This is a genomic window from Paenibacillus fonticola DSM 21315, from assembly GCF_000381905.1.
GTDB lineage: Bacteria > Bacillota > Bacilli > Paenibacillales > Paenibacillaceae > Fontibacillus > Fontibacillus fonticola.
In genome coordinates, this window is record NZ_KB907273.1 from 74230 (window position 1) to 92491 (window position 18262).

The 18262-nt window shown below is 48.5% G+C and carries 15 protein-coding genes; 3 read left to right on the forward strand and 12 right to left on the reverse strand.

What is annotated here, in order from left to right; translation table 11 throughout:
* Positions 1 to 2 precede the first annotated feature (2 nt).
* Positions 3 to 809 carry an ABC transporter ATP-binding protein gene (locus G358_RS0123850; RefSeq protein WP_019639779.1) on the reverse strand — a complete coding sequence of 269 codons (807 nt, stop codon included), beginning with the start codon at positions 807 to 809 and terminating at the stop codon, positions 3 to 5.
* Positions 810 to 959: 150 nt separating this feature from the next.
* On the opposite strand from G358_RS0123850, the gene G358_RS0123855 reads away from it, so the two are divergent.
* A complete protein-coding gene (locus G358_RS0123855; RefSeq protein ID WP_019639780.1) occupies positions 960 to 1820 on the forward strand; it encodes a GNAT family N-acetyltransferase in 861 nt (286 codons plus the stop codon).
* 115 nt (positions 1821 to 1935) lie between these two features.
* Here the strand turns inward: G358_RS0123855 and G358_RS0123860 are convergent, their stop codons facing one another.
* The 9 genes from G358_RS0123860 to G358_RS0123900 all read right to left on the reverse strand — a co-directional run bounded on the left by G358_RS0123860 (position 1936) and on the right by G358_RS0123900 (position 12674).
* On the reverse strand, positions 1936 to 2454 hold the full coding sequence (locus G358_RS0123860) for a NanQ anomerase/TabA/YiaL family protein (protein ID WP_019639781.1): 519 nt from the start codon (positions 2452 to 2454) through the stop codon (positions 1936 to 1938).
* 72 nt (positions 2455 to 2526) lie between these two features.
* Positions 2527 to 4206, reverse strand: a complete 1680-nt coding sequence (locus G358_RS0123865; protein WP_026342440.1) for a ribulokinase — start codon at positions 4204 to 4206, stop codon at positions 2527 to 2529.
* A 71-nt stretch (positions 4207 to 4277) separates the two neighbouring features.
* Positions 4278 to 6071 carry an L-fucose isomerase gene (locus G358_RS0123870; protein WP_019639783.1) on the reverse strand — a complete coding sequence of 598 codons (1794 nt, stop codon included), beginning with the start codon at positions 6069 to 6071 and terminating at the stop codon, positions 4278 to 4280.
* A 24-nt stretch (positions 6072 to 6095) separates the two neighbouring features.
* Complete coding sequence (locus tag G358_RS0123875; protein WP_019639784.1) at positions 6096 to 7031, reverse strand: dihydrodipicolinate synthase family protein; 936 nt, start codon at positions 7029 to 7031, stop codon at positions 6096 to 6098.
* Positions 7032 to 7125: 94 nt separating this feature from the next.
* Positions 7126 to 8157 (reverse strand): sialidase family protein, encoded by a 1032-nt coding sequence (locus G358_RS0123880; RefSeq protein ID WP_019639785.1) that lies wholly within the window; start codon positions 8155 to 8157, stop codon positions 7126 to 7128.
* Between the two features lie 89 nt (positions 8158 to 8246).
* Positions 8247 to 9071, reverse strand: coding sequence for a carbohydrate ABC transporter permease (locus G358_RS0123885; RefSeq protein ID WP_019639786.1), 825 nt, complete (start codon positions 9069 to 9071; stop codon positions 8247 to 8249).
* A gap of 13 nt (positions 9072 to 9084) precedes the next feature.
* Positions 9085 to 9942: a carbohydrate ABC transporter permease gene (locus tag G358_RS0123890; protein WP_019639787.1), complete on the reverse strand. Its 858-nt coding sequence runs from the start codon at positions 9940 to 9942 to the stop codon at positions 9085 to 9087.
* Positions 9943 to 10092: 150 nt separating this feature from the next.
* Complete coding sequence (locus G358_RS0123895) at positions 10093 to 11421, reverse strand: ABC transporter substrate-binding protein (protein WP_019639788.1); 1329 nt, start codon at positions 11419 to 11421, stop codon at positions 10093 to 10095.
* A gap of 239 nt (positions 11422 to 11660) precedes the next feature.
* A complete protein-coding gene (locus G358_RS0123900; protein ID WP_019639789.1) occupies positions 11661 to 12674 on the reverse strand; it encodes a LacI family DNA-binding transcriptional regulator in 1014 nt (337 codons plus the stop codon).
* Positions 12675 to 13149: 475 nt separating this feature from the next.
* Between G358_RS0123900 and G358_RS0123910 the strand changes: the two genes are divergently transcribed.
* Positions 13150 to 14013, forward strand: a complete 864-nt coding sequence (locus tag G358_RS0123910; protein WP_019639791.1) for a class I SAM-dependent methyltransferase — start codon at positions 13150 to 13152, stop codon at positions 14011 to 14013.
* Positions 14014 to 14016: 3 nt separating this feature from the next.
* Entirely contained in the window at positions 14017 to 14781 is a 765-nt protein-coding gene (locus G358_RS0123915) for an RluA family pseudouridine synthase (RefSeq protein WP_019639792.1), read from the forward strand.
* A gap of 68 nt (positions 14782 to 14849) precedes the next feature.
* On the opposite strand, the gene G358_RS0123920 is transcribed toward G358_RS0123915, so the two are convergent.
* Both G358_RS0123920 and G358_RS0123925 read right to left on the reverse strand, forming a co-directional pair.
* Positions 14850 to 16805, reverse strand: coding sequence for a serine hydrolase domain-containing protein (locus G358_RS0123920; protein WP_019639793.1), 1956 nt, complete (start codon positions 16803 to 16805; stop codon positions 14850 to 14852).
* Between the two features lie 34 nt (positions 16806 to 16839).
* Positions 16840 to 17856 carry an ArsR/SmtB family transcription factor gene (locus G358_RS0123925; RefSeq protein WP_019639794.1) on the reverse strand — a complete coding sequence of 339 codons (1017 nt, stop codon included), beginning with the start codon at positions 17854 to 17856 and terminating at the stop codon, positions 16840 to 16842.
* Positions 17857 to 18262 lie beyond the last annotated feature (406 nt).

Below are 18262 nucleotides of genomic sequence, written 5' to 3' on the forward strand. Positions count from 1 at the left end.
ATTTATTTTTTTGAAAGCCAGGCCCGGTTTCCCCTCCAGCTTACTTCGACCGGCAGTTCAAAAAAATCAGTCAAGGTTTCACCACTAAACATGTCTGCTGTATTTCCTTGTCTGAACACCTGTCCGCGCCGCAGCAGCAGCGTCTTCGTGAACGCAGGAACAATTTCCTCAGTATGGTGGGTAACGTAAATCATATGCGGAGCATCCGGCTGCAGCGCTAACTCCTGGATGCTGTCCAGCAGCCCTTCTTTCGAAATAAAATCGAGCCCGTTTGCAGCCTCGTCCAATATGAGCAGTTTGGGCTCAGCCATTAGCGCCCGGGCAATCAGCAGTTTCTGCTGTTCACCCTGGGAACAGGTCTGGTACATCCGGTCCAGCAAATGCCCGCATCCTAGCTGGCGCATTAACATTTCAGCACGGTCAAAATCCTCGCTGGCCGGCTTCTCGTATAGTCCAATTGAGGCAAACTTGCCGCTTACGACCAAATCCTGCACCTTCTCGGAAGCATGAATTCTTTGCTGCAGCGATGAGCTGACCCAGCCGATCGATTTGCGCATCTCCCTGACGTCCACTTCCCCATATTTATGCCCGAGGACAGAAATTGTTCCCGTAGTCGGCCAAATATATCCGTTGATCATATTAAGCAGCGTCGTCTTCCCGGAACCATTTAATCCGAACAGTGCCCAGTTTTCTCCCTTAGCTGCCTGCCAATCTATCCCCTCGAGCACAGTTTTTCCGTCGCGCCGCCAGCTGACATTATGCATCGCAATCACATGATTCTGATTGTCGAATCGATTCACTTCATTCATCTAAAGGGCCTCCCATCCATACTAAACTTCGACCAGCCAAAATAATTCTTGAGTACAATATTTACAAAACTAACTCGCTGCATTAAACTTGTCAAGTTAGTACAATGATATTATTTCCTTTCATTATAGGATGGGATGGTGAAGTTAAAGATGACCAAGAACCGCAAATGGGAAGAGGTCGCCGAGCTGCAACGGCTTTGTGAGGAGCTTGGAGGATTCTCTTTGAAGCTAAACTGGGACACCTTGCGCGACCGGAAAGAGAACGATAAGCAGGACTTATTCATGTATATGGACGGGAAGCTGATTGCCTTTCTGGGAGTTTACGATTTTGGCGGAAAAATAGAACTGTGCGGCATGGTGCACCCTGATTACAGAAGGCAAGGTCACTTTACTTCACTTCTCCTTCAAACGCTAACAAACAATAAGCTTAAGGATTACGAGGAAATATTACTGAACACGCCCGCGGCTTCCGATAGCGGAGTGCAGTTTCTTAAATCGATGCCTTGCTCGTATGCTTTCTCGGAATACCAAATGAAATACGATTCATCCACAGATTTCCTCACAGTGAACCAGCACGGTAGCGGCGATGCTGTATCCTTGCGCAAGGCTTCCGGTTCAATGGCAGATAGAGAGACTTTAATCCGCCTGGATGTTGAAGGATTTAATCTTCGGCCAGAGGATGCCGCTCGATTACATGATGAAACCGCAGAGGAACATAACTCCTCCTATGACATAATTGAACTGGACGGGATTCCCACGGGAAAAATCAGAGTGTCCCGTCACCAAAAGGAGAGCTGGATTTATGGTTTTGCCATCCTCGCCCCTTATCGAGGTCAGGGAATTGGCGGATACGCCTTGCGGCAAGTGATCGACCGGGAGCGCAAGCTCGGCCATGACATTTGGCTGGAAGTGGCACTGGATAACCCGAGCGCCCGCAAGCTCTATGAGAACGCCGGGTTCGTCATGCAAGAAGTGCAGGACTATTACAAAGTAGAACCTTTTCAACAATAACGTTTTAATAGCAAACTCGCAGTAGGAATAAAAGCAAAATGAACGACTGCCTCGTGAAGCAGTGACTTCACAACGGTGTCGTTCATTTTTCATATTCATAGGTTGGAACACAGCTCTACATCCCGACGAGACTTCGGTGAATTTTAATGACGATTTTGCGAATGCTGCTCTCTCCATGCACATGTCCGCATGGGCGATGCAAATCCGTTGGGTAGAACACAGCGAACATCCCCGGTTCCATAATCAAGTCGCTGCCTCCTGCTTGTCCCGCACCGGGCAAACTTTCTGCCTCACTTATGCTGCAGCTGTCCTCATAAAATTGTATATCTTCCTCGCACAAACGATTGACACTTATCTTTAGGTGATCATCATATCGCCTCCAGCCAATCCGTTCCGTACCGCTCACCACATACTGAATGTCTATATAGCTGTAGTGAGATTCGTACTGCTGACTGCTAATCGGCTGCGTGGCGTACTCCTGGACAATGGCAAACATCTGTCCACTTTCCAGCTCATATTTACCGAGCGGAGCATCCTCTAACCGATGCAGTTTAATGTACTCCAGCCCTCTTCGCACAGCGGAAGGGTATAAATGCTTCTCTTGATCCAGGTTTCTAATATCACCTAGTATCATAAGTTTTCCTTCCTTCTTCTCCCGGATGATGTTTCGCTCTCATACGATTACCTGACGATTCATCTAAAAAAATCAGCATTTTGTACAGGCTGCCCGCTGCAGCTGCTTTAACCTAGTCATGGCTTCATTGCCGCCTCGGCCGAAATAATCATGCAGCAGACGATACTCCCTATACAGTTCATCATACATCGCTTGATGCGCTGCATTCGGTGAATAGCTCTTCTCTTGGAGATGAGCCATATGCTTGGCTGCTTCCTCAATCGTATCATAACCGCCACGCGCGGAACCGGCGGCTACCGCTCCGAACATCGCGGCTCCGAGTGCCGGAGTCTGTACCGAAGCAGCGACTTTTATCTCCCGGCCAGTAATGTCCGCATACAACTGCATCAGCAGTTTGTTTTTCTGCGGCAGGCCGCCGCAGGCGTACAGCTCCTTCACCTCGACCCCGGCAGCTTCAAACGCCTCGATAATATGGCGTGTGCCGAATGCCGCAGATTCCAGCAAAGCCCGATAGATTTCCTCCGGCCTCGACTGCAGTGTCAAACCGATAATCATGCCGCTCAGCTCGGCATTGACCAAGTTCGAACGATTCCCGTTCCACCAATCGAGAGCGATTAATCCGCTCTCTCCCGGCCATAGCTTAGCAGCTCTGGCTTCCAGCCATTCATGGACCGACTCCCCCGCTTGCTCTGCTTCCCGCTCAACATAAGCAGGCACCCCCTGCTTCACATACCAGCCTAACATATCGCCAACGGCCGGCTGCCCCGCTTCATACGCATACAATCCAGGTATAATACCGTCCTCCACAACGCCGCAAATGCCTTCCACTTGAATTTCCTGTTCGCTCAGCAGTAAATGGCATAACGAGGTGCCCATGGATAGCACCATATCACCTGGCGCGGTCGCGCCGACACCCGGAACAGCCGCGTGAGCATCAATGATGCCCGGGGCCACAGCGATGCCTGGGTGCAGGCCCATCAAGGAGGCCGCCTCTTCCTTAAGCAGCCCTGCCGACTCGCCCAGTGTAACGATATCTCCCCGCAGTTTTGTCTCGGCAAATGCTTCGAAACGCGCATCCAGACTGCGATAAAAATCCGTGGAAGGATAACCTTCTTTCCGATGCCATAGTGCTTTATAACCGGCACAGCCGCTGTTTCGCTTCATGACCCCGGTCATGACAAATACGATCCAGTCCGCAGCCTCTACAAAGCGATCTGCCGCATCATAAATATCCGGCCGTTCCCGCAGCACTTGAAGCGCTTTGGCCGTCATCCATTCCGAAGATACCTTGCCGCCATACCGTCCCAGGAAGCTCTCTGCCCTCGCAGCCGCAAGCTCATTGATCAGATTGGCCTCATGCTGGGCCGCATGATGCTTCCACAGCTTCACATAAGCGTGAGGTTCGCGGCGATACCTCTCTGTAAAACACAGCGGATTGCCTGACTGATCGACGGGAAGTATCGTGCTGGAAGTAAAATCGACGCCGATGCCAACAATCTGTTCCGGATGAACCCCGGAATTCTTCAGAACTTCGGGAACGGACAGTCTTAGCACGTCCACGTAATCTCTAGGATGCTGCAACGCCCACTCTGAGCCCAGTTTGATCCCGGTTCCCGCAAGCTCCACATCCATAACGCCGTGGGGATAAGGCGTCGCATGCCAAGCTATCTCCCGGCCGTCACGAACATCTACAAGCACAACTCGCCCTGACTCGGTGCCATAATCAATTCCAAGCACATAGCGTAAATCCATATTCATGCTCCTCCCCTCCTCTTGCTCCTCTTTCGACTCACACCGCCCCCTCGCCGGCAACTCCGTGGCCATTATTTATACAGAGGCCCAAAGGTAGCACACGCCCGGTAATCTGCTCCGGTCGGATCATCAGCGCCGAAGGCGGACCATACGCTTGGCCGGAAAATATCCTCCTCAGGCACATTATGCATATTTACCGGGATACGGAGCATCGAAGCAAGCGTAATCAGTTGGGAGCCGATATGGCCATAACTGACAGAACAGTGGTTGGAGCCCCAATGATTCATGACAGTATACACATCCTTGAATGCCCCCACTCCGGTCAATCTCGGCACAAACCATGTCGTCGGCCACGTCGGATCAGAGCGTCGATCAAGCACATCATGCACGTCCTCCGGCAACTCCACGGAATATCCCTCGGCAATTTGCAGCACCGGGCCGATGCCGTGGATCAGGTTGATCCGGGCCATCGTCAGCGGCATACCTCCGCGAGTCGTGAAGTCTGTCGAAAAACCGCCGGACGGGAAAAAATCCTTCGCCGAGCACCAGGCTACCGCATCCAGGCAATTCTGAACTTCTTCCCCGCTGATTTCCCAAAACGGCTTCATCGCCGGCTGACCGTTCAGCGACTGCTGGCCTGTGCCATCCAAAGAAGCCGGGCCGGAGTTAATCAGATGAATCACTCCGCCTGCCGCCCGCCCTTCCAGCTGCTTGCCGGTCACCCGCTCTACGGCTTCCGGGCTCCAATACGTACGAACATCGGCGAAGATTTGCGCTGCATTCGTCAATTGATGCCCCAGCAGCATTGTGATCGCATTCAAATTATCATTCTCGGTGGCCAGCATAAACGGCTCGCGAATGCCGTTCCAATCGAAGGAGCTGCTCAGGATTGCTTCCATGAAGTCCCCGGTCGGCAGGTGATCCGTCCAAGCTCTTTGCCCTTGGAATCCAGCGGCGATGGCGTTTCGCCCCTCGGCTTCTTCCCCATAACCCATTTCCGCCAGCCTCGGATTGCCAACCATCAGATCGCGGGCGATCAGCGCCATTTTGACCACCGTTTCCCAATCCTCCGCCTTCTGCTCTGCCGTTCTTTGACGCTCCGGCGGGTTAATGTCTTCACCTTCCTTGCAGTGCTTCTTCGTCCATGCCAACGCGCGCTCATATTCTTCCTTATCGTAAATGCCCCGCTCCATCCGCCGGGTGAACTCGGTCATATCAACGTACTCATTGCGCATGCCGAGGTAGTTCTGGAAGAAGCCTTCATCCACGATACATCCGGCAATGCCCATCGACACCGTCCCCATGGATAAATAAGATTTACCGCGAATCGTAGCTACAGCTAGCCCCGCCTTGGCGAAATTCAGCAATTTCTTCTGTACATCCTCCGGAATGGTATCATCGCCAATATCCTGCACATCTCGACCATAGATGCTGAACGTGGGCAGTCCCTTCTGATTATGCGCCGCAAGCGCGGCCGCCAAATAGACCGCTCCCGGACGCTCTGTTCCGTTAAAGCCCCATATCGCCTTCGGCATCCATGGATCGGTATCGATCGTCTCCAGCGGATAACACCAGGAGGGAGTTACCGTAATGGTTACGCCCACGCCTTCGCGGCGGAATTTCTCGGCTGTGCTGGCTGCTTCCCGTACTCCGCCAATCGTCGTATCCGCCACCACGCATTCCACAGGCAAGCCATTGGCGTGACGAAGATTTTCCGAGAGAAAGCGGGCGCAAGCGAGCGCCAAATTCATCGTCGGCTCCTCCAGCGATTCACGGATTCCGCCGCGGCGTCCGTCAATGACCGGACGAATGCCTATTTTAGGCATGTCCCCCTCCAGCCGGTTTACAATCATCGGTGTACTCATGAATAATGCCTCCTTTTTTTGATCCTATATAGTGAATTGCTCGGATAACTGCTTGGACAATTGACGCAGCTGGCGGATTTCCAGCCGGTTCGTTTCCGTAAAGTCATGATGGTTCTTCACCCGGCAGTTATAGTTATCAAAGACACCTTCCAGCATTAAATAGTACTTAGCGTTGACCGGATATAGTTGTTTTTCAATCAAAGAGGTCATACTGAGGAGATTGATCAGCGTTTCAGCTCTCTCCGGCTCTTGCTCCCAATTATTCAGCAGCCATACGTATAAGTCCGGGTGGAAATTGGCCATCACCCCGCTGTAACCCGCAATGCCTAGCCGTAGCGTCTCCAGAAGCGTCGCTGAATTGGCATTATATATTTTCAAAGAGCTGTCTTGTACGGCCTCCAGCTTCTGCCGTATATTATCCGTATCACAGCTAGTGTCTTTCAAAAAGTGGAATCTTCCCGTGCTCGCGCACCATTGGAGCAGCTCGGGGGAAATAATTCTTTTATATGGATATGGACACTCATAGAAGCTGAGTGGAATATCCTCGGGTAATTTTCTTAACAGCTTTTCCAAATTACTTTGCCATACTTCGTCAGACTCATCTTCAAGTGCTAGCCGGTTCGTGATCAGCACGAGAGCATCGATCCCTGTTGCCGCCATCGCGGTTAATTCCTTAACCTGGTCTTCAAAATCATCCGATATGTGCCCTGAAGCTATAACAGGAACACGCCCTGCTGCCTTTTCCTTAATAAAGGACGCCAGCTGCACTCTTTCTTCCAAACTTAAGTGAAACATTTCACTCGATTGGCAAACTGCGAACATCCCATCAACGCCTTGCCTGATATACCATTCAATCGCCCGTTGCTGGGCAAGAAAGTCGATTTCTCCGTTCTCTGTAAACGGTGTGACCATCGTTGGCCACACACCGTTCGGAATAGGTGATTTCGGTTGATTCAACATCTAAGTTCCCTCCACGAATGTATTTAATATCCATTGCTATCCAATGGCTTTTGCCTCTAACAAAATTCCAGGAATCGATTGAAGCCAGCCTATATTACTTCGAGCTTCTGCTGAACTCTCTATAGGCGATATTGTCTCTTTTCCATGTATAAGTCAGATAAATACGATCTTCATGCGCGATAATCGCCGGATACGAAAATTCCCCCTCGCCGTCTTCCAGCACGATTTCCTGTGTCCAGGTCAACCCATTGTCGGAAGACACCATCAATACGAGCGGTGAGCGGGGGCCCCAATTGATTCCGACCGGATTGCAGCACAGCACAAGGGTCCCGTCGTCCATGCGGACAACATCCATGCCGCTATTGTTGTTCGGAACGCTCGTCGGATAAGCCGCACTCCAATGGATGCCGCCATCCTGCGAATCGCTGCGATGGATAAACCCTTCCGAGCTTCTCATCAGCATGTGAACATTACCCGGCTTAGACTCCCAGACGGAAGGCTGAATGACGCCCCGGCCATAAAAAGATTGCTCCGACACCGGAATATCACTTTTTACCGCTTGGATGTCACTCCGATGAATACCGGCGATGCCGATATCCTCGCTCTGCTGCCAGGTCATTCCCTGATCCTGCGAGCGATCCGCGAACGACGTCCAAATTCCGTCCTCGGTAGAAGCCGGAGCAATCCAAGTGCCATCCGCGAGAACGACCACCTTATTACGTACGGGCCCTCTGCCTCCCCGATCACCGGGAACCAGCTCTTTTGCCTCCGACCAGGATCTTCCCTTATCCTTGGAAATTTTATAGAGCGTTCGCCATTCCTTAATCAATCGGCCGATTTTGTAGAACAGCAGCAGTTCGCCGCCCGGCAGATTCATAAGGACCGGATTCCAGCAGGGCTCCTCCACTCCGGCAGCAATTTTCAACGGCTGCGACCAATTCCCGCCTGAATTCCCGCCTGGCTTGCGGGAGCACCAGATCGCACTATCATCCGCGCCTTCCCTGCTTCCAGCAAACCATACCGCCAAAATATCCCCCCCAGGCAGCATAACCAAACTTGAAGCGTGACAACTGGCAAACGGTTTATCCGGGCCCATGATCCATTCATTCGTTATCTCATTGAACATGCTGAACTTCCCTCCTGAGTTATCACCTTGTCAACTTATAAAACTCGTTTTGGTTTCCCGTCAATCAGGCATCATATCGCCTTTGTCCACTACCCCTTAATCCCTGAGTTCGTAATCCCCTCCACAAAATAACGCTGCAAAGACAAGAACACGATGACGGACGGAATGATAGCCATACAGGCAGCGGCAAGCGATGTGCCGTACTGGAATTGAGCGGTAGAGTTCGCTCCGCCCATAAATTGCGCAATCCCCACCGTCAATGGCTTCAAGGCGTTGGCGCGAATCGCGATCATCGGCCACAGGAAGTTGTTCCAGTTCGAGATGAACATCAGGATCGTTACCGTCGAGACGGCAGGCTTCGTCAAGGGCAGCATCACCTTCCAAAAGATTCCGAAATCCTTGCAGCCATCGATTCTCGCCGCTTCCTCCAGCTCATTCGGAATTCCCTTGAAAAAGCTGGTCAAAATATACACGCTAATGACGTTCGCACCAGCTACTAAAATGAGCGCCGCAAATGTATTCAACAGCTTCAATTCGGAAACGAGCAGAAATAAAGGCACAATGTACGCTTGAATCGGAATAAGCAGCATGGAGACGATCAGCGTAAAAATAACCTTCTTCCCCTTGAAGTTAAGCCGACCGAAGGCATAAGCCGCAGGCGTAGTCAACGCGAGCACGAACAACGTGGACAATACAGTTATAATTAAGCTGTTCATCATCCAGCCGGTGTACGGATACTGGGCCAGAACGGATTTATAATTGATGAGTGTGAAATCAGCGATCCATTTCGGCGGATAATTCATAATTTCCGCTTCCGGCTTTAGCGATGAAATGGCAGACCACAGCAAAGGAAACAGGAATAGGACACCGATGAACGCCATAACAATGTAAATCAGGATGTTTTTTAATTTCATGCCGTAAGCCTCCCTAATCATCCAGCTTCAGCAATCTGGATTGAATTTGCACAAATACGATCAATATGACCAATGTCGCTATGCCAAGCACAGACCCGTAGCCGAGATTGTAGTTCTGGAATGCGGTTCCGTATAAATATTGCACTAAGGTGAGCGTAGCCGTTCCCGGTCCGCCGTTCGTCATAACGAAAATCTGGTCAAAAATTTGAATCGTATTTACTAGGGTTAGTGTAATAACCATCGAAGTAATTGGCTTCAGCATCGGTAAGGTAATTCTCATAAATGCCTGAGCACCTGTAGCTCCGTCAATTTTGGCCGCCTCGTACAAGTCCGCGGAAATATCCTGCAAGCCAGCCAGGTACAAGATCATGTTGTAACCGAGATAGGACCATACGGTGACGAGAGCGATGGAAAAAAGCGCCCATTTTTCGCTCGTCAGCCATTCGATCGGCCCAAGGCCAATCAGTTTCAAATAGTAGTTGAGAATACCGAAGTTGTTATCATACAGCCAGTTCCAGATGATGCCGACTACGGCCGGAATCAACACGTACGGAATAATCGAAATCGTTCTTACCGCGTTGCGGAAGCGCAGCTTCTGATTCAACAACACGGCCATTAAGAGGCTGAACACAATTAGCGGCGGCAATGTCAGAAGCAGAAACAGCAATGTATTTTTGAAGGAAACCCAAAATATCGGGTCATTAAACAGCTTCTTAAAGTTGGCCAATCCAGCAAACTGCGCATCACCAACGATATTCCATTTCATAAAGCCGATGAACAGCCCTGCTACACTCGGTCCAAAGCGAAAGACAAGGAATACAAGCAAATAAGGCAACAAGAACAGCGCCGCGACTTTTCCTTGTGATTTCATGAAGTCGTCAACCTTTCTACCACGATGGCCAATTTTACTTTCCTTAAGAGGTACATGAACCCGATACGACAAGTCCAAGCCTATGCCAATTTCCCTTGCCCTGCCGTATCGAGTCTCTTTGCACCCATTTCTATTGATTTAATAGATATCCTACTCCTGCAACAGACTGTCCATATCCTTTTTCAATTGCTTGGCAATTTCATGCGGATCTTTATTGTTCAGAATGGCGTCCTGAGCTGCAGTCAGAATCGGGCTCGGCGCCGTACTGGAAAATATTTGTGCCGCTTTCGGATGCGATGGAAGCAGGACACTGCTGTCTAAGCTGTTAATAAAAGCTTCTCTGCCTTCCATACTTTGAGCCGTCTGCATGCCAACATTGCTGGATGGTAGCTGACCGGATTTAGCCCATTCGCCGGAGTTGCTATCCAGCCATTTGACGAACTCAACCGCCGCTTTGGCCTTATCAGGATCATTATTTTTCTTTAGCGGGAATGTAAGTATTTCGGCGGCCCCCCAAGCTGCTGAATTATCGAACACTTTAGGGTAAGGCGAGCTGGCCCACTGGATGTTGGATTCTTCCAGCTTCGGCATTTGCCAAGGTCCGTCAACGAACATGGCTACTTTGCCACCCATGAAATCATCAACAGGTGATTTCTCGCCTTTAGGTACGACTTTGTATTTGAATACAAGGTCTTGCAGGAAGGCAATCGCATTCGCCATCTTGTCCTCGTCCAATTCAACCGCTGTCATATCTTCCGTAAAAGGATTATGACCTTGCTGGTTCAATAGAGCATAAATTTGATAGAACACATGGTGGTTCATGGAAAAGCCAAGCCCGTATTGCACGATGTTATTCTCGTCGAAGCCCTCTTCGTCAGCGCGCTTGCCTTTGTTGTCGATCGTCAGCTTCTGGGCTATAGCGATCAGTTCCTCGCCAGTCAGAGGCGGATTCGTAATGCCGGCTTCGTTGTAAAGATCCTTATTGTAATACAGTCCATGCATGTGGACGTCTAGCGGAACCGCATACTGTTCCCCTTTATAGAAAGTTCCGCCCCAAGCAAAGGAGGAGTAGTTCCCTGTCTCCATGCCTACGCCAGGAATCGGCGCGCTGTCCAGGACGCCCATCTCCACGAACTGCCCCAGCTCAAATGGATGCATGACCAGGACATCTGGTGGATTTCCGCCTTTCATCTCAGTCAAAAATTTGGTAAACAGCGGCGTCCATTGCAGGGAAGTAAATTCAACATGAATATCGCTTTGCTCCTGGTTGAACTTGTTCACCAAACCCTCCATCGTATTCAGGTCAGGGCCGGTCCAGCCGCCCCAGAAATCAATATTTACGACCTTGCCGCTGCCGCCGTCATTTGCCGCCGCCGGTGAATTCGCCGCTTGTGGTTTCGGGTCAGCAGCGCAGCCCGCCAACGGTAAAGCCAACAACATTACAGTAAGAAAACTTGCAAGCCATCTCTTCATTCTCATGTGTATCCCCCTCTAAGGATTGATAAGATTTATTAAGCTTTGCTTGTCAAACTATAAATGTAAGCGCTTACTTTAATGCGGTTCGAAATGAACGCTCACCCCCTTTCAGGTCGTGAATGATAATGTAATCAAATATTTTCACTAACCTGGGAGAAAACAATTCCTCGTCCTCTCCCGGTCAGTTATAAAAGTTAAACAAAGGAAAAGCAATCTTTCGAGTTCGTACAGTCAATGCCTGCTCATTCCCCGCAGGATTTACGGGTCACTATGTGAGTTTCGAAGATTTTATGAACCTTAACGTTTGTTTTGTACAGCATCATATCCGTGAGCATTCTCAAGCTCTCTTTCGCCATTTCTTCTACCGGTAAATGAACCGTAGATAGGGTAGGGATCGTATAATTGGTTACTTCGTCGTTATCATGCCCGATGATTTCTATGTCCTCCGGCACACGAACCCCGATTTCATTCAACGCCTTTAGCGCACCAACAGCCATCTGGTCACTGATCGCAAATACACCGGTAGGCAGTGAACTTGATTGCTCCTTCATTCTGATGACAGCCTCATAACCGCCCTGTTCCGAGAAGTCTTCATACATTAAATGCTCCTCATCTATTTCCAGGCCCAGTTCAGCGGCTTTATCCTGAAATCCTTCCCTGCGCAGCATGATCGCTTTGGAAGATATGTCCGGAACGATCAGTCCCCCCCTCTTATGGCCTCGCTTGTACAGCCTCTCCGCTACCATCTCACCGCTCCTTCGACTATCCACGTTTACGGAGGAGTGTTTCCCCGATTCACGCTGGTGAAGTACGATCGGAACGTTTAAATCTGCTTGCTCCAGAAACTCGTCATCTTCTTCGGTAGAGTTAGCAATAATCGCTCCATTGAACCGCGTCCCCGTTACTAAGCTTCTCACTTCATGCAGCTTGGTGCCGACGTATGGCTGGATCAATAGCTCATATTCATCCTCCAGTTCGTTTAAGGCATGTTGAAAACCTTTGAGGTAGCGGCCCACCAATGCCGTCCGCGTATCAAGCGTCCAAAACAGCGCAATGATCGGCAGCACCGTTTCTCCTCCACTGCGCAGTCGTCTGGCTGAAATGTTCGGCTGATAGTTAAGCTCTCTGGCAGCTTCTAATATTTTCAACTGGGTCGCAGCGGAAATCCGGTACTTATCCCCTTTGCCGTTCAACACCATAGAGGCCGTGCCTTGCGAAACCTTTGCAAGCTGGGCTATTTCTTTAATGCTTGCCATCCTTATAACACCTCATTACTTTCATCATATTGGAGTGTACTCTAATCCATTGTATATGCTTCGGCAAAATAAGATCAAACCACTAGGCTGCATTCGCGATTATGTCCTACTTCTTCCTTCAAATAAATTTAGCTAATACGTTTTGCTAAAACGTTTTGCTAATACGTTTTTATTATATTTTAAAAGCGCTTACACGTCAATAGAAGTTTAAAATATTTTATTTTTTTACCACCAAGCCTCCCCGCCCGCCTTGACGAGTTTCTCTGAAATCGATATGCCGTTATATTCACGAATGGCTCCGGCTTTTATATTTTCATATATCATAAAAAACATCACCTGTAGCATGCATATGGAATAATGAGGTACAATAACATCCGAAGGTTTTAACAGACGTAAATAACGCCTTGTGGAGCAAGGCTGCCATTTCGTGAAATACGTTCGACCTCTATAGAGCCTTGGAAGGATGGATTAACTAATGTATGTAGCAAACAACTGGCAAGATTACGAAATTATCGATACCGGAAACGGAGAGAAGCTGGAGCGTTGGGGAGACATTATTTTGCGCCGCCCTGACCCGCAAATTATTTGGCCGATCAAGCACGAGTCCTCCCAGTGGAAAAATGTGCACGGCCACTATCACCGCAGCTCCTCCGGAGGCGGACAGTGGGAGATGAAGAAGCAAATCCCGGAGCGCTGGACGATTTCGTATGAGCAGTTAAAATTTTATATTCGCCCTACAAGCTTCAAGCATACGGGCCTATTCCCGGAGCAAGCGGCCAACTGGAGCTGGATGATGGACAAAATACAGCGCGCCGGACGGCCCATTCAGGTGTTGAACCTGTTCGCCTACACCGGCGGCGCAACGGTAGCGGCAGCCTCGGCTGGCGCTGCGGTCGTACATGTCGACGCCGCTAAAGGGATGGTGCAATGGGCGAAGGAGAACGCCGCCTTGTCCGGACTTAGTGAGCGGCCTGTCCGCTACATAACGGACGACGTGTTCAAATTCGTACAGCGCGAGCAGCGGCGCGGCAACCGCTATGATGCCATTATTATGGACCCGCCATCCTATGGCCGCGGACCTGGCGGCGAAATGTGGAAGCTGGAGACCAGCTTATATCCGTTCGTGGAATCATGCCTGTCCATTTTATCGGACAACCCGCTCTTCTTCCTGATCAATTCCTATACGACCGGCATTTCTCCGACGGTGCTCCACAATATACTGTCTATGACGGTGCAGAAGCGCTATGGCGGCACCATTAGCGCAGGGGAGATCGGTTTGCCGGTTACGAATTCTGGGCTGAACCTTCCTTGCGGCATCCTCGGCCGCTGGGAGGATTAAGAAATGAGCCTAACGAGCGGTAACGAAGGCCGTACGCCAGCAGAGTCGAATTTCGAAATATTATACGAGGATAATCATCTGCTGGGGATCGTGAAGCCTGTCAACGTCCCTACTCAGGAAGATGCGAGCGGTGATCCAGATTTGCTGTCTTTGCTGAAAGAGGATATCAAGGAGCGCTATCAGAAGCCGGGCAATGTTTACTTGGGGCTTGTGCACCGGCTGGACAGGCCGGTTGGCGGGGCGATGATTTTTGCGAAGACGTCGAAAGCGGCCTCCCGGTTATCGGAGGCTGTCCGCAGCCGCAACTTCGATAAGACGTATCTCGCCGTTGTACATGGCACGCCTCCGCAGCGGCAAAGCCGCCTCATAAACACACTATTAAAAAATGAGCGCACGAACACCGTCTCTGTCGTTGCCAAGGGAACGCCTGGCAGTAAAGAGGCGATTCTTGATTATGAAGTTATCGGTTCGGCCAAGAGCGGCGAGGACCTGACCTTGGTCAAGGTGTCCCTGCTTACTGGGCGCCCTCATCAAATCCGGGTTCAGCTCAGCCATATCGGCTGTCCCCTTTACGGAGACCAGAAATATGGACAGAGCTACAACAAGCCGGGTCAGCAAATCGCTCTATGGTCGCTTTATGTCGGCTGTCCGCATCCGGTGACGAAGGAGCAAATTCACCTCACCTCCCTGCCGCCGGACGAGATTCCTTGGAGCCAGTGGAGCCGGCAGACTTATGAGGAACTAGCCCGGCTCGGATCCTATTTATAGCCCCATAAAAATGAAATGCCGTTTACGAAAGGCAGACTGCAAAATTTGCAGTCTGCCTCGTTGCTTCTTCATATTTGGGCATATCTCTTAATTAACTGACAGATCCATACCGCTGCTTCTTGACGACTTATGCTATCGGATGGACGGAATAAGATTCCCTCATCCGTTTCAGCAGTATCGGGTCCTGTCAGTCCCGTGCCAATTAGTACTTTCACATTAGCATGGGCAGCATTCTCTAGCAGCAGTTCATCCGCTAAACAGATGGTTCGTGCTATATCATCTATATTTTCAGGAATAAGGAAGGGTAACGCTGTCTGAACCGCTAAGATTAGCATATCCACAGCTTCCCTTCTATTTATTATCCGCTCCGGATCAAAGCGCTCCCCGGTTACCCCTGCTACGATTCCCATCGCTGCCAGGGCTTCAATCTCCCTTCTTGACCAATGATCGTTTAAATCCTGGAAGACTGGCGAAAGATCTTCGACGGGTTCCACGCCAAGCATTCTTGCAATTAACACAGCAAACTCTGCACGCGTCATCGCATCATCCGGTTTAAAAAACATTTTGCTTTTTCCCTTTAAAATCCCCATAGCTTCCAATGACTCAATATAGAGAGCATATGCTGAAGAGGCAGATACATCTGTAAAACTTGAAACATGCTTTTGTGAGTAACTGACTGGATTCCGATATTTGAAATATTCGATGGAACCGTTCTTTCCTTCTTTGAAAGCTAAAATCTCCCCCTCCCCATCCTGAAATAACAATTCATCAATCTGCTTGAGCCCGCGTTCTCCTGCAATATCTGTAATCGTGATTTCTCCGTCGTTTGAAGCTGTTATGCGCGATACGGCAAAAAAAATGCGAAGATCCGTATATGTTCCCTCAAATCGTTTTAATTGTTGCTGCGGGGTTTTTACAACGCTTGAAGTTTCTAAATATTGCTTATGCGCAAAAAAGTAATTCATAAACCATTTATTCCATCTTCGCCCCACTTCGGCGGACGAAACCAGCTTATTAAATGCCATGAATACGCCAAGTTTATGTTCTGGCATCAGAACGATAAAGGAACTGTAGCCCGGTATATCTCCGCCCTTTACAACAATATGGCTGCCGTATTTTTCACCTGTTTTCAACCAATTTTCATACCCATAAGTTGCATCGGGATAAGCTGGATGAATACTTGAATGGTATTCGTGCATCTGTGTAAGCGATATTTTATCCCAAACATGATTAGCCTGATATATCCCGTTATTTAGCTGCGCAATCATGAAATGTCCCATATCCTCAGCTGTGGATAGCATCCCTCCAGCGGGCAAATCCGATGGGACGGTAGAATATGGAGCGATAGGCGTACCATCTTCAAGATAACCATGAGCGAGGTCGGCCAAATGCAAGTCATGCAAAGTGCAATGCGTTCTCGTCATTCCAAGCGGCCTGAATATATACTCTTGCATATAATGCGCATAAGAGTGCCCCGAAGCCTGCTCAATGAGATAACCTAACAGATTGTATGCATTATTATCGTACATATAGGAGCTCCCAGGCTCTTTTAAAACTATAAATTCCTTTTGCTTGATATATTCCTTTAAGGAAATTGTTGTGTGCAAATCCTCGGATGGCTCAGAATCTGGAGTGAATTTAAATCCGGAAGTATGAGTCAGCAGATGATGAACAGTGACAGGACTGCTAAAAGGATTAGTTATACGAATATCATCAAAATAATTTTGAATGTCCGATTTCAAATCGATTTTGTTATCTTGCACCAATTGCAGGATGGCAGCTGCGGTAAATGTCTTCGTAACCGATCCGATACGGAACAGAGTCCGCTCCGGGTTGACTGCAGTTTTAGCTTCATTAGAAGTAAACCCGTATCCTTTTTTCAAAGCAATCTGGTTATCCTTGACAATCGCAACGACCCCGCCAGGGGATTTTTTATCATTTCCAATCAGGTTACGCATAAATTGATCCGTTAGCTGCTCCATCCCAGCGAATTCAACTGCTTTATTAGCGAATTTTTTATCCATCAAAATTCATTCTCCTCTTCAATAAACATCTAACTTACTTGTACAATAATTGATTCTGCAAATGACGAAAGAATTTATTAATCGCATCCTGATCTAAATGATAAAACACCTTTCCCTCTGTTTTTTTGATAGACACAAATCCAATAGAAAGCAAAATATTCATATGATGTGAAGCGGTAGCGGTACTTAGCTGTAAATGTTCAGCAATTTCCAAATTATACTTTGGGGTATCCCTTAACAAACGTAATATTTCCATTCTGCTTCTGTCACTAATGGCCTTGAGCTGCTGAAACAAAATTTCTTTATTTTTTTCAGATTCTTGTCCATATAAGAAGAGCGGATTGTTGAGCAAACCATAGATACATAAATCCTCACCAACTATCTCGATCAATGGAAATATAAGTGTTGGGGTTACTTTTATGAAGGATTCAGGACTGATTTCCAGCACTACTTGTTTGAACTGATCATTTAAGTTCGTGGGAAGCATCTTAATTAAAGAAGTTATTAATTTTTTATGGTGATCAAAAGCGAATTGGTAAGCCGGTAAATTACTTTTATAAATCTCTATTAAAGTTGCCAGCCAATGTCTCGGTTTAGTTAATACGCTAAGAAACTTCCATTTGCTTGAATCGCTGCTGCCAAGCCGCTCGATAAACGAAATGTTATCACCCAGCAAAGTCGATTGGCTTTCTGGGAGGTCAGCGGATCTTTGCAGTATCAGCATTAACCGCTTTATTATCTCTTCATCTGTCGCTGGTAATTGTTCGATCCATTGCGGATGTTCAATCAGGCAAAAGAGCAGGAACAGAAAGAAATCCTTATCGGAATTTATCAACAGAAACTCTTCACCCGTATGAGGTACATACTTTTCCGCAAATGCGGAAATATAATTTTCAATAATGGCACAATGCTCGTTGTAGAAGCTCTCTCCATCAATTCCTAAATCGCAAATTTCGCTGATCATTTCTTGCTTTAACTTTTCACGATGATGCATTGTATAAAGCAAACCGAGCGTTTCTAATATCGGGTTAAGGCCTTGCTCTATGTTCATGACATTCCCCCCTAAAGTTAGACAATCATATAATCAATTAGATGTTGATCTAATGATACCAAATTGCTTTTCTCTTTTCAACTTGTTCTTCGCACAAGCTAGAAGAAAAATAATACACAATAAAAAGGAGCTGTTCAGAAAGTCAGTAAAAATTGACTTTTTGGACAGCTCCTTTATCTTCATAGGTGGTTTGGTAGTTAGTGATATTGGTGAGAGTGAATTGATGGGACCGATGGTATTGGTGTGACTCGCGGGACTGATGGAACCGAAGATATCGGTGTGACTCGCGAGACATGGTCAGCCGCTAAAGGACAGGAGATCCGCTATTTGTTGAAATAGGCCTGTTTCGCTATGCGTACGGACACTGGTTCCGTTATTCGACCAAATGGACTGCAATAAACAGGTT

Coding starts and splice junctions, on each gene's coding strand:
- G358_RS0123850 (WP_019639779.1), bottom strand. CDS start 809: ATGAATGAAGTGAATCGATTCGACAATCAGAATCATGTGATTGCGATG.
- G358_RS0123855 (WP_019639780.1), top strand. CDS start 960: ATGACCAAGAACCGCAAATGGGAAGAGGTCGCCGAGCTGCAACGGCTT.
- G358_RS0123860 (WP_019639781.1), bottom strand. CDS start 2,454: ATGATACTAGGTGATATTAGAAACCTGGATCAAGAGAAGCATTTATAC.
- G358_RS0123865 (WP_026342440.1), bottom strand. CDS start 4,206: ATGGATTTACGCTATGTGCTTGGAATTGATTATGGCACCGAGTCAGGG.
- G358_RS0123870 (WP_019639783.1), bottom strand. CDS start 6,071: ATGAGTACACCGATGATTGTAAACCGGCTGGAGGGGGACATGCCTAAA.
- G358_RS0123875 (WP_019639784.1), bottom strand. CDS start 7,031: ATGTTGAATCAACCGAAATCACCTATTCCGAACGGTGTGTGGCCAACG.
- G358_RS0123880 (WP_019639785.1), bottom strand. CDS start 8,157: ATGTTCAATGAGATAACGAATGAATGGATCATGGGCCCGGATAAACCG.
- G358_RS0123885 (WP_019639786.1), bottom strand. CDS start 9,071: ATGAAATTAAAAAACATCCTGATTTACATTGTTATGGCGTTCATCGGT.
- G358_RS0123890 (WP_019639787.1), bottom strand. CDS start 9,942: ATGAAATCACAAGGAAAAGTCGCGGCGCTGTTCTTGTTGCCTTATTTG.
- G358_RS0123895 (WP_019639788.1), bottom strand. CDS start 11,421: ATGAGAATGAAGAGATGGCTTGCAAGTTTTCTTACTGTAATGTTGTTG.
- G358_RS0123900 (WP_019639789.1), bottom strand. CDS start 12,674: ATGGCAAGCATTAAAGAAATAGCCCAGCTTGCAAAGGTTTCGCAAGGC.
- G358_RS0123910 (WP_019639791.1), top strand. CDS start 13,150: ATGTATGTAGCAAACAACTGGCAAGATTACGAAATTATCGATACCGGA.
- G358_RS0123915 (WP_019639792.1), top strand. CDS start 14,017: ATGAGCCTAACGAGCGGTAACGAAGGCCGTACGCCAGCAGAGTCGAAT.
- G358_RS0123920 (WP_019639793.1), bottom strand. CDS start 16,805: ATGGATAAAAAATTCGCTAATAAAGCAGTTGAATTCGCTGGGATGGAG.
- G358_RS0123925 (WP_019639794.1), bottom strand. CDS start 17,856: ATGAACATAGAGCAAGGCCTTAACCCGATATTAGAAACGCTCGGTTTG.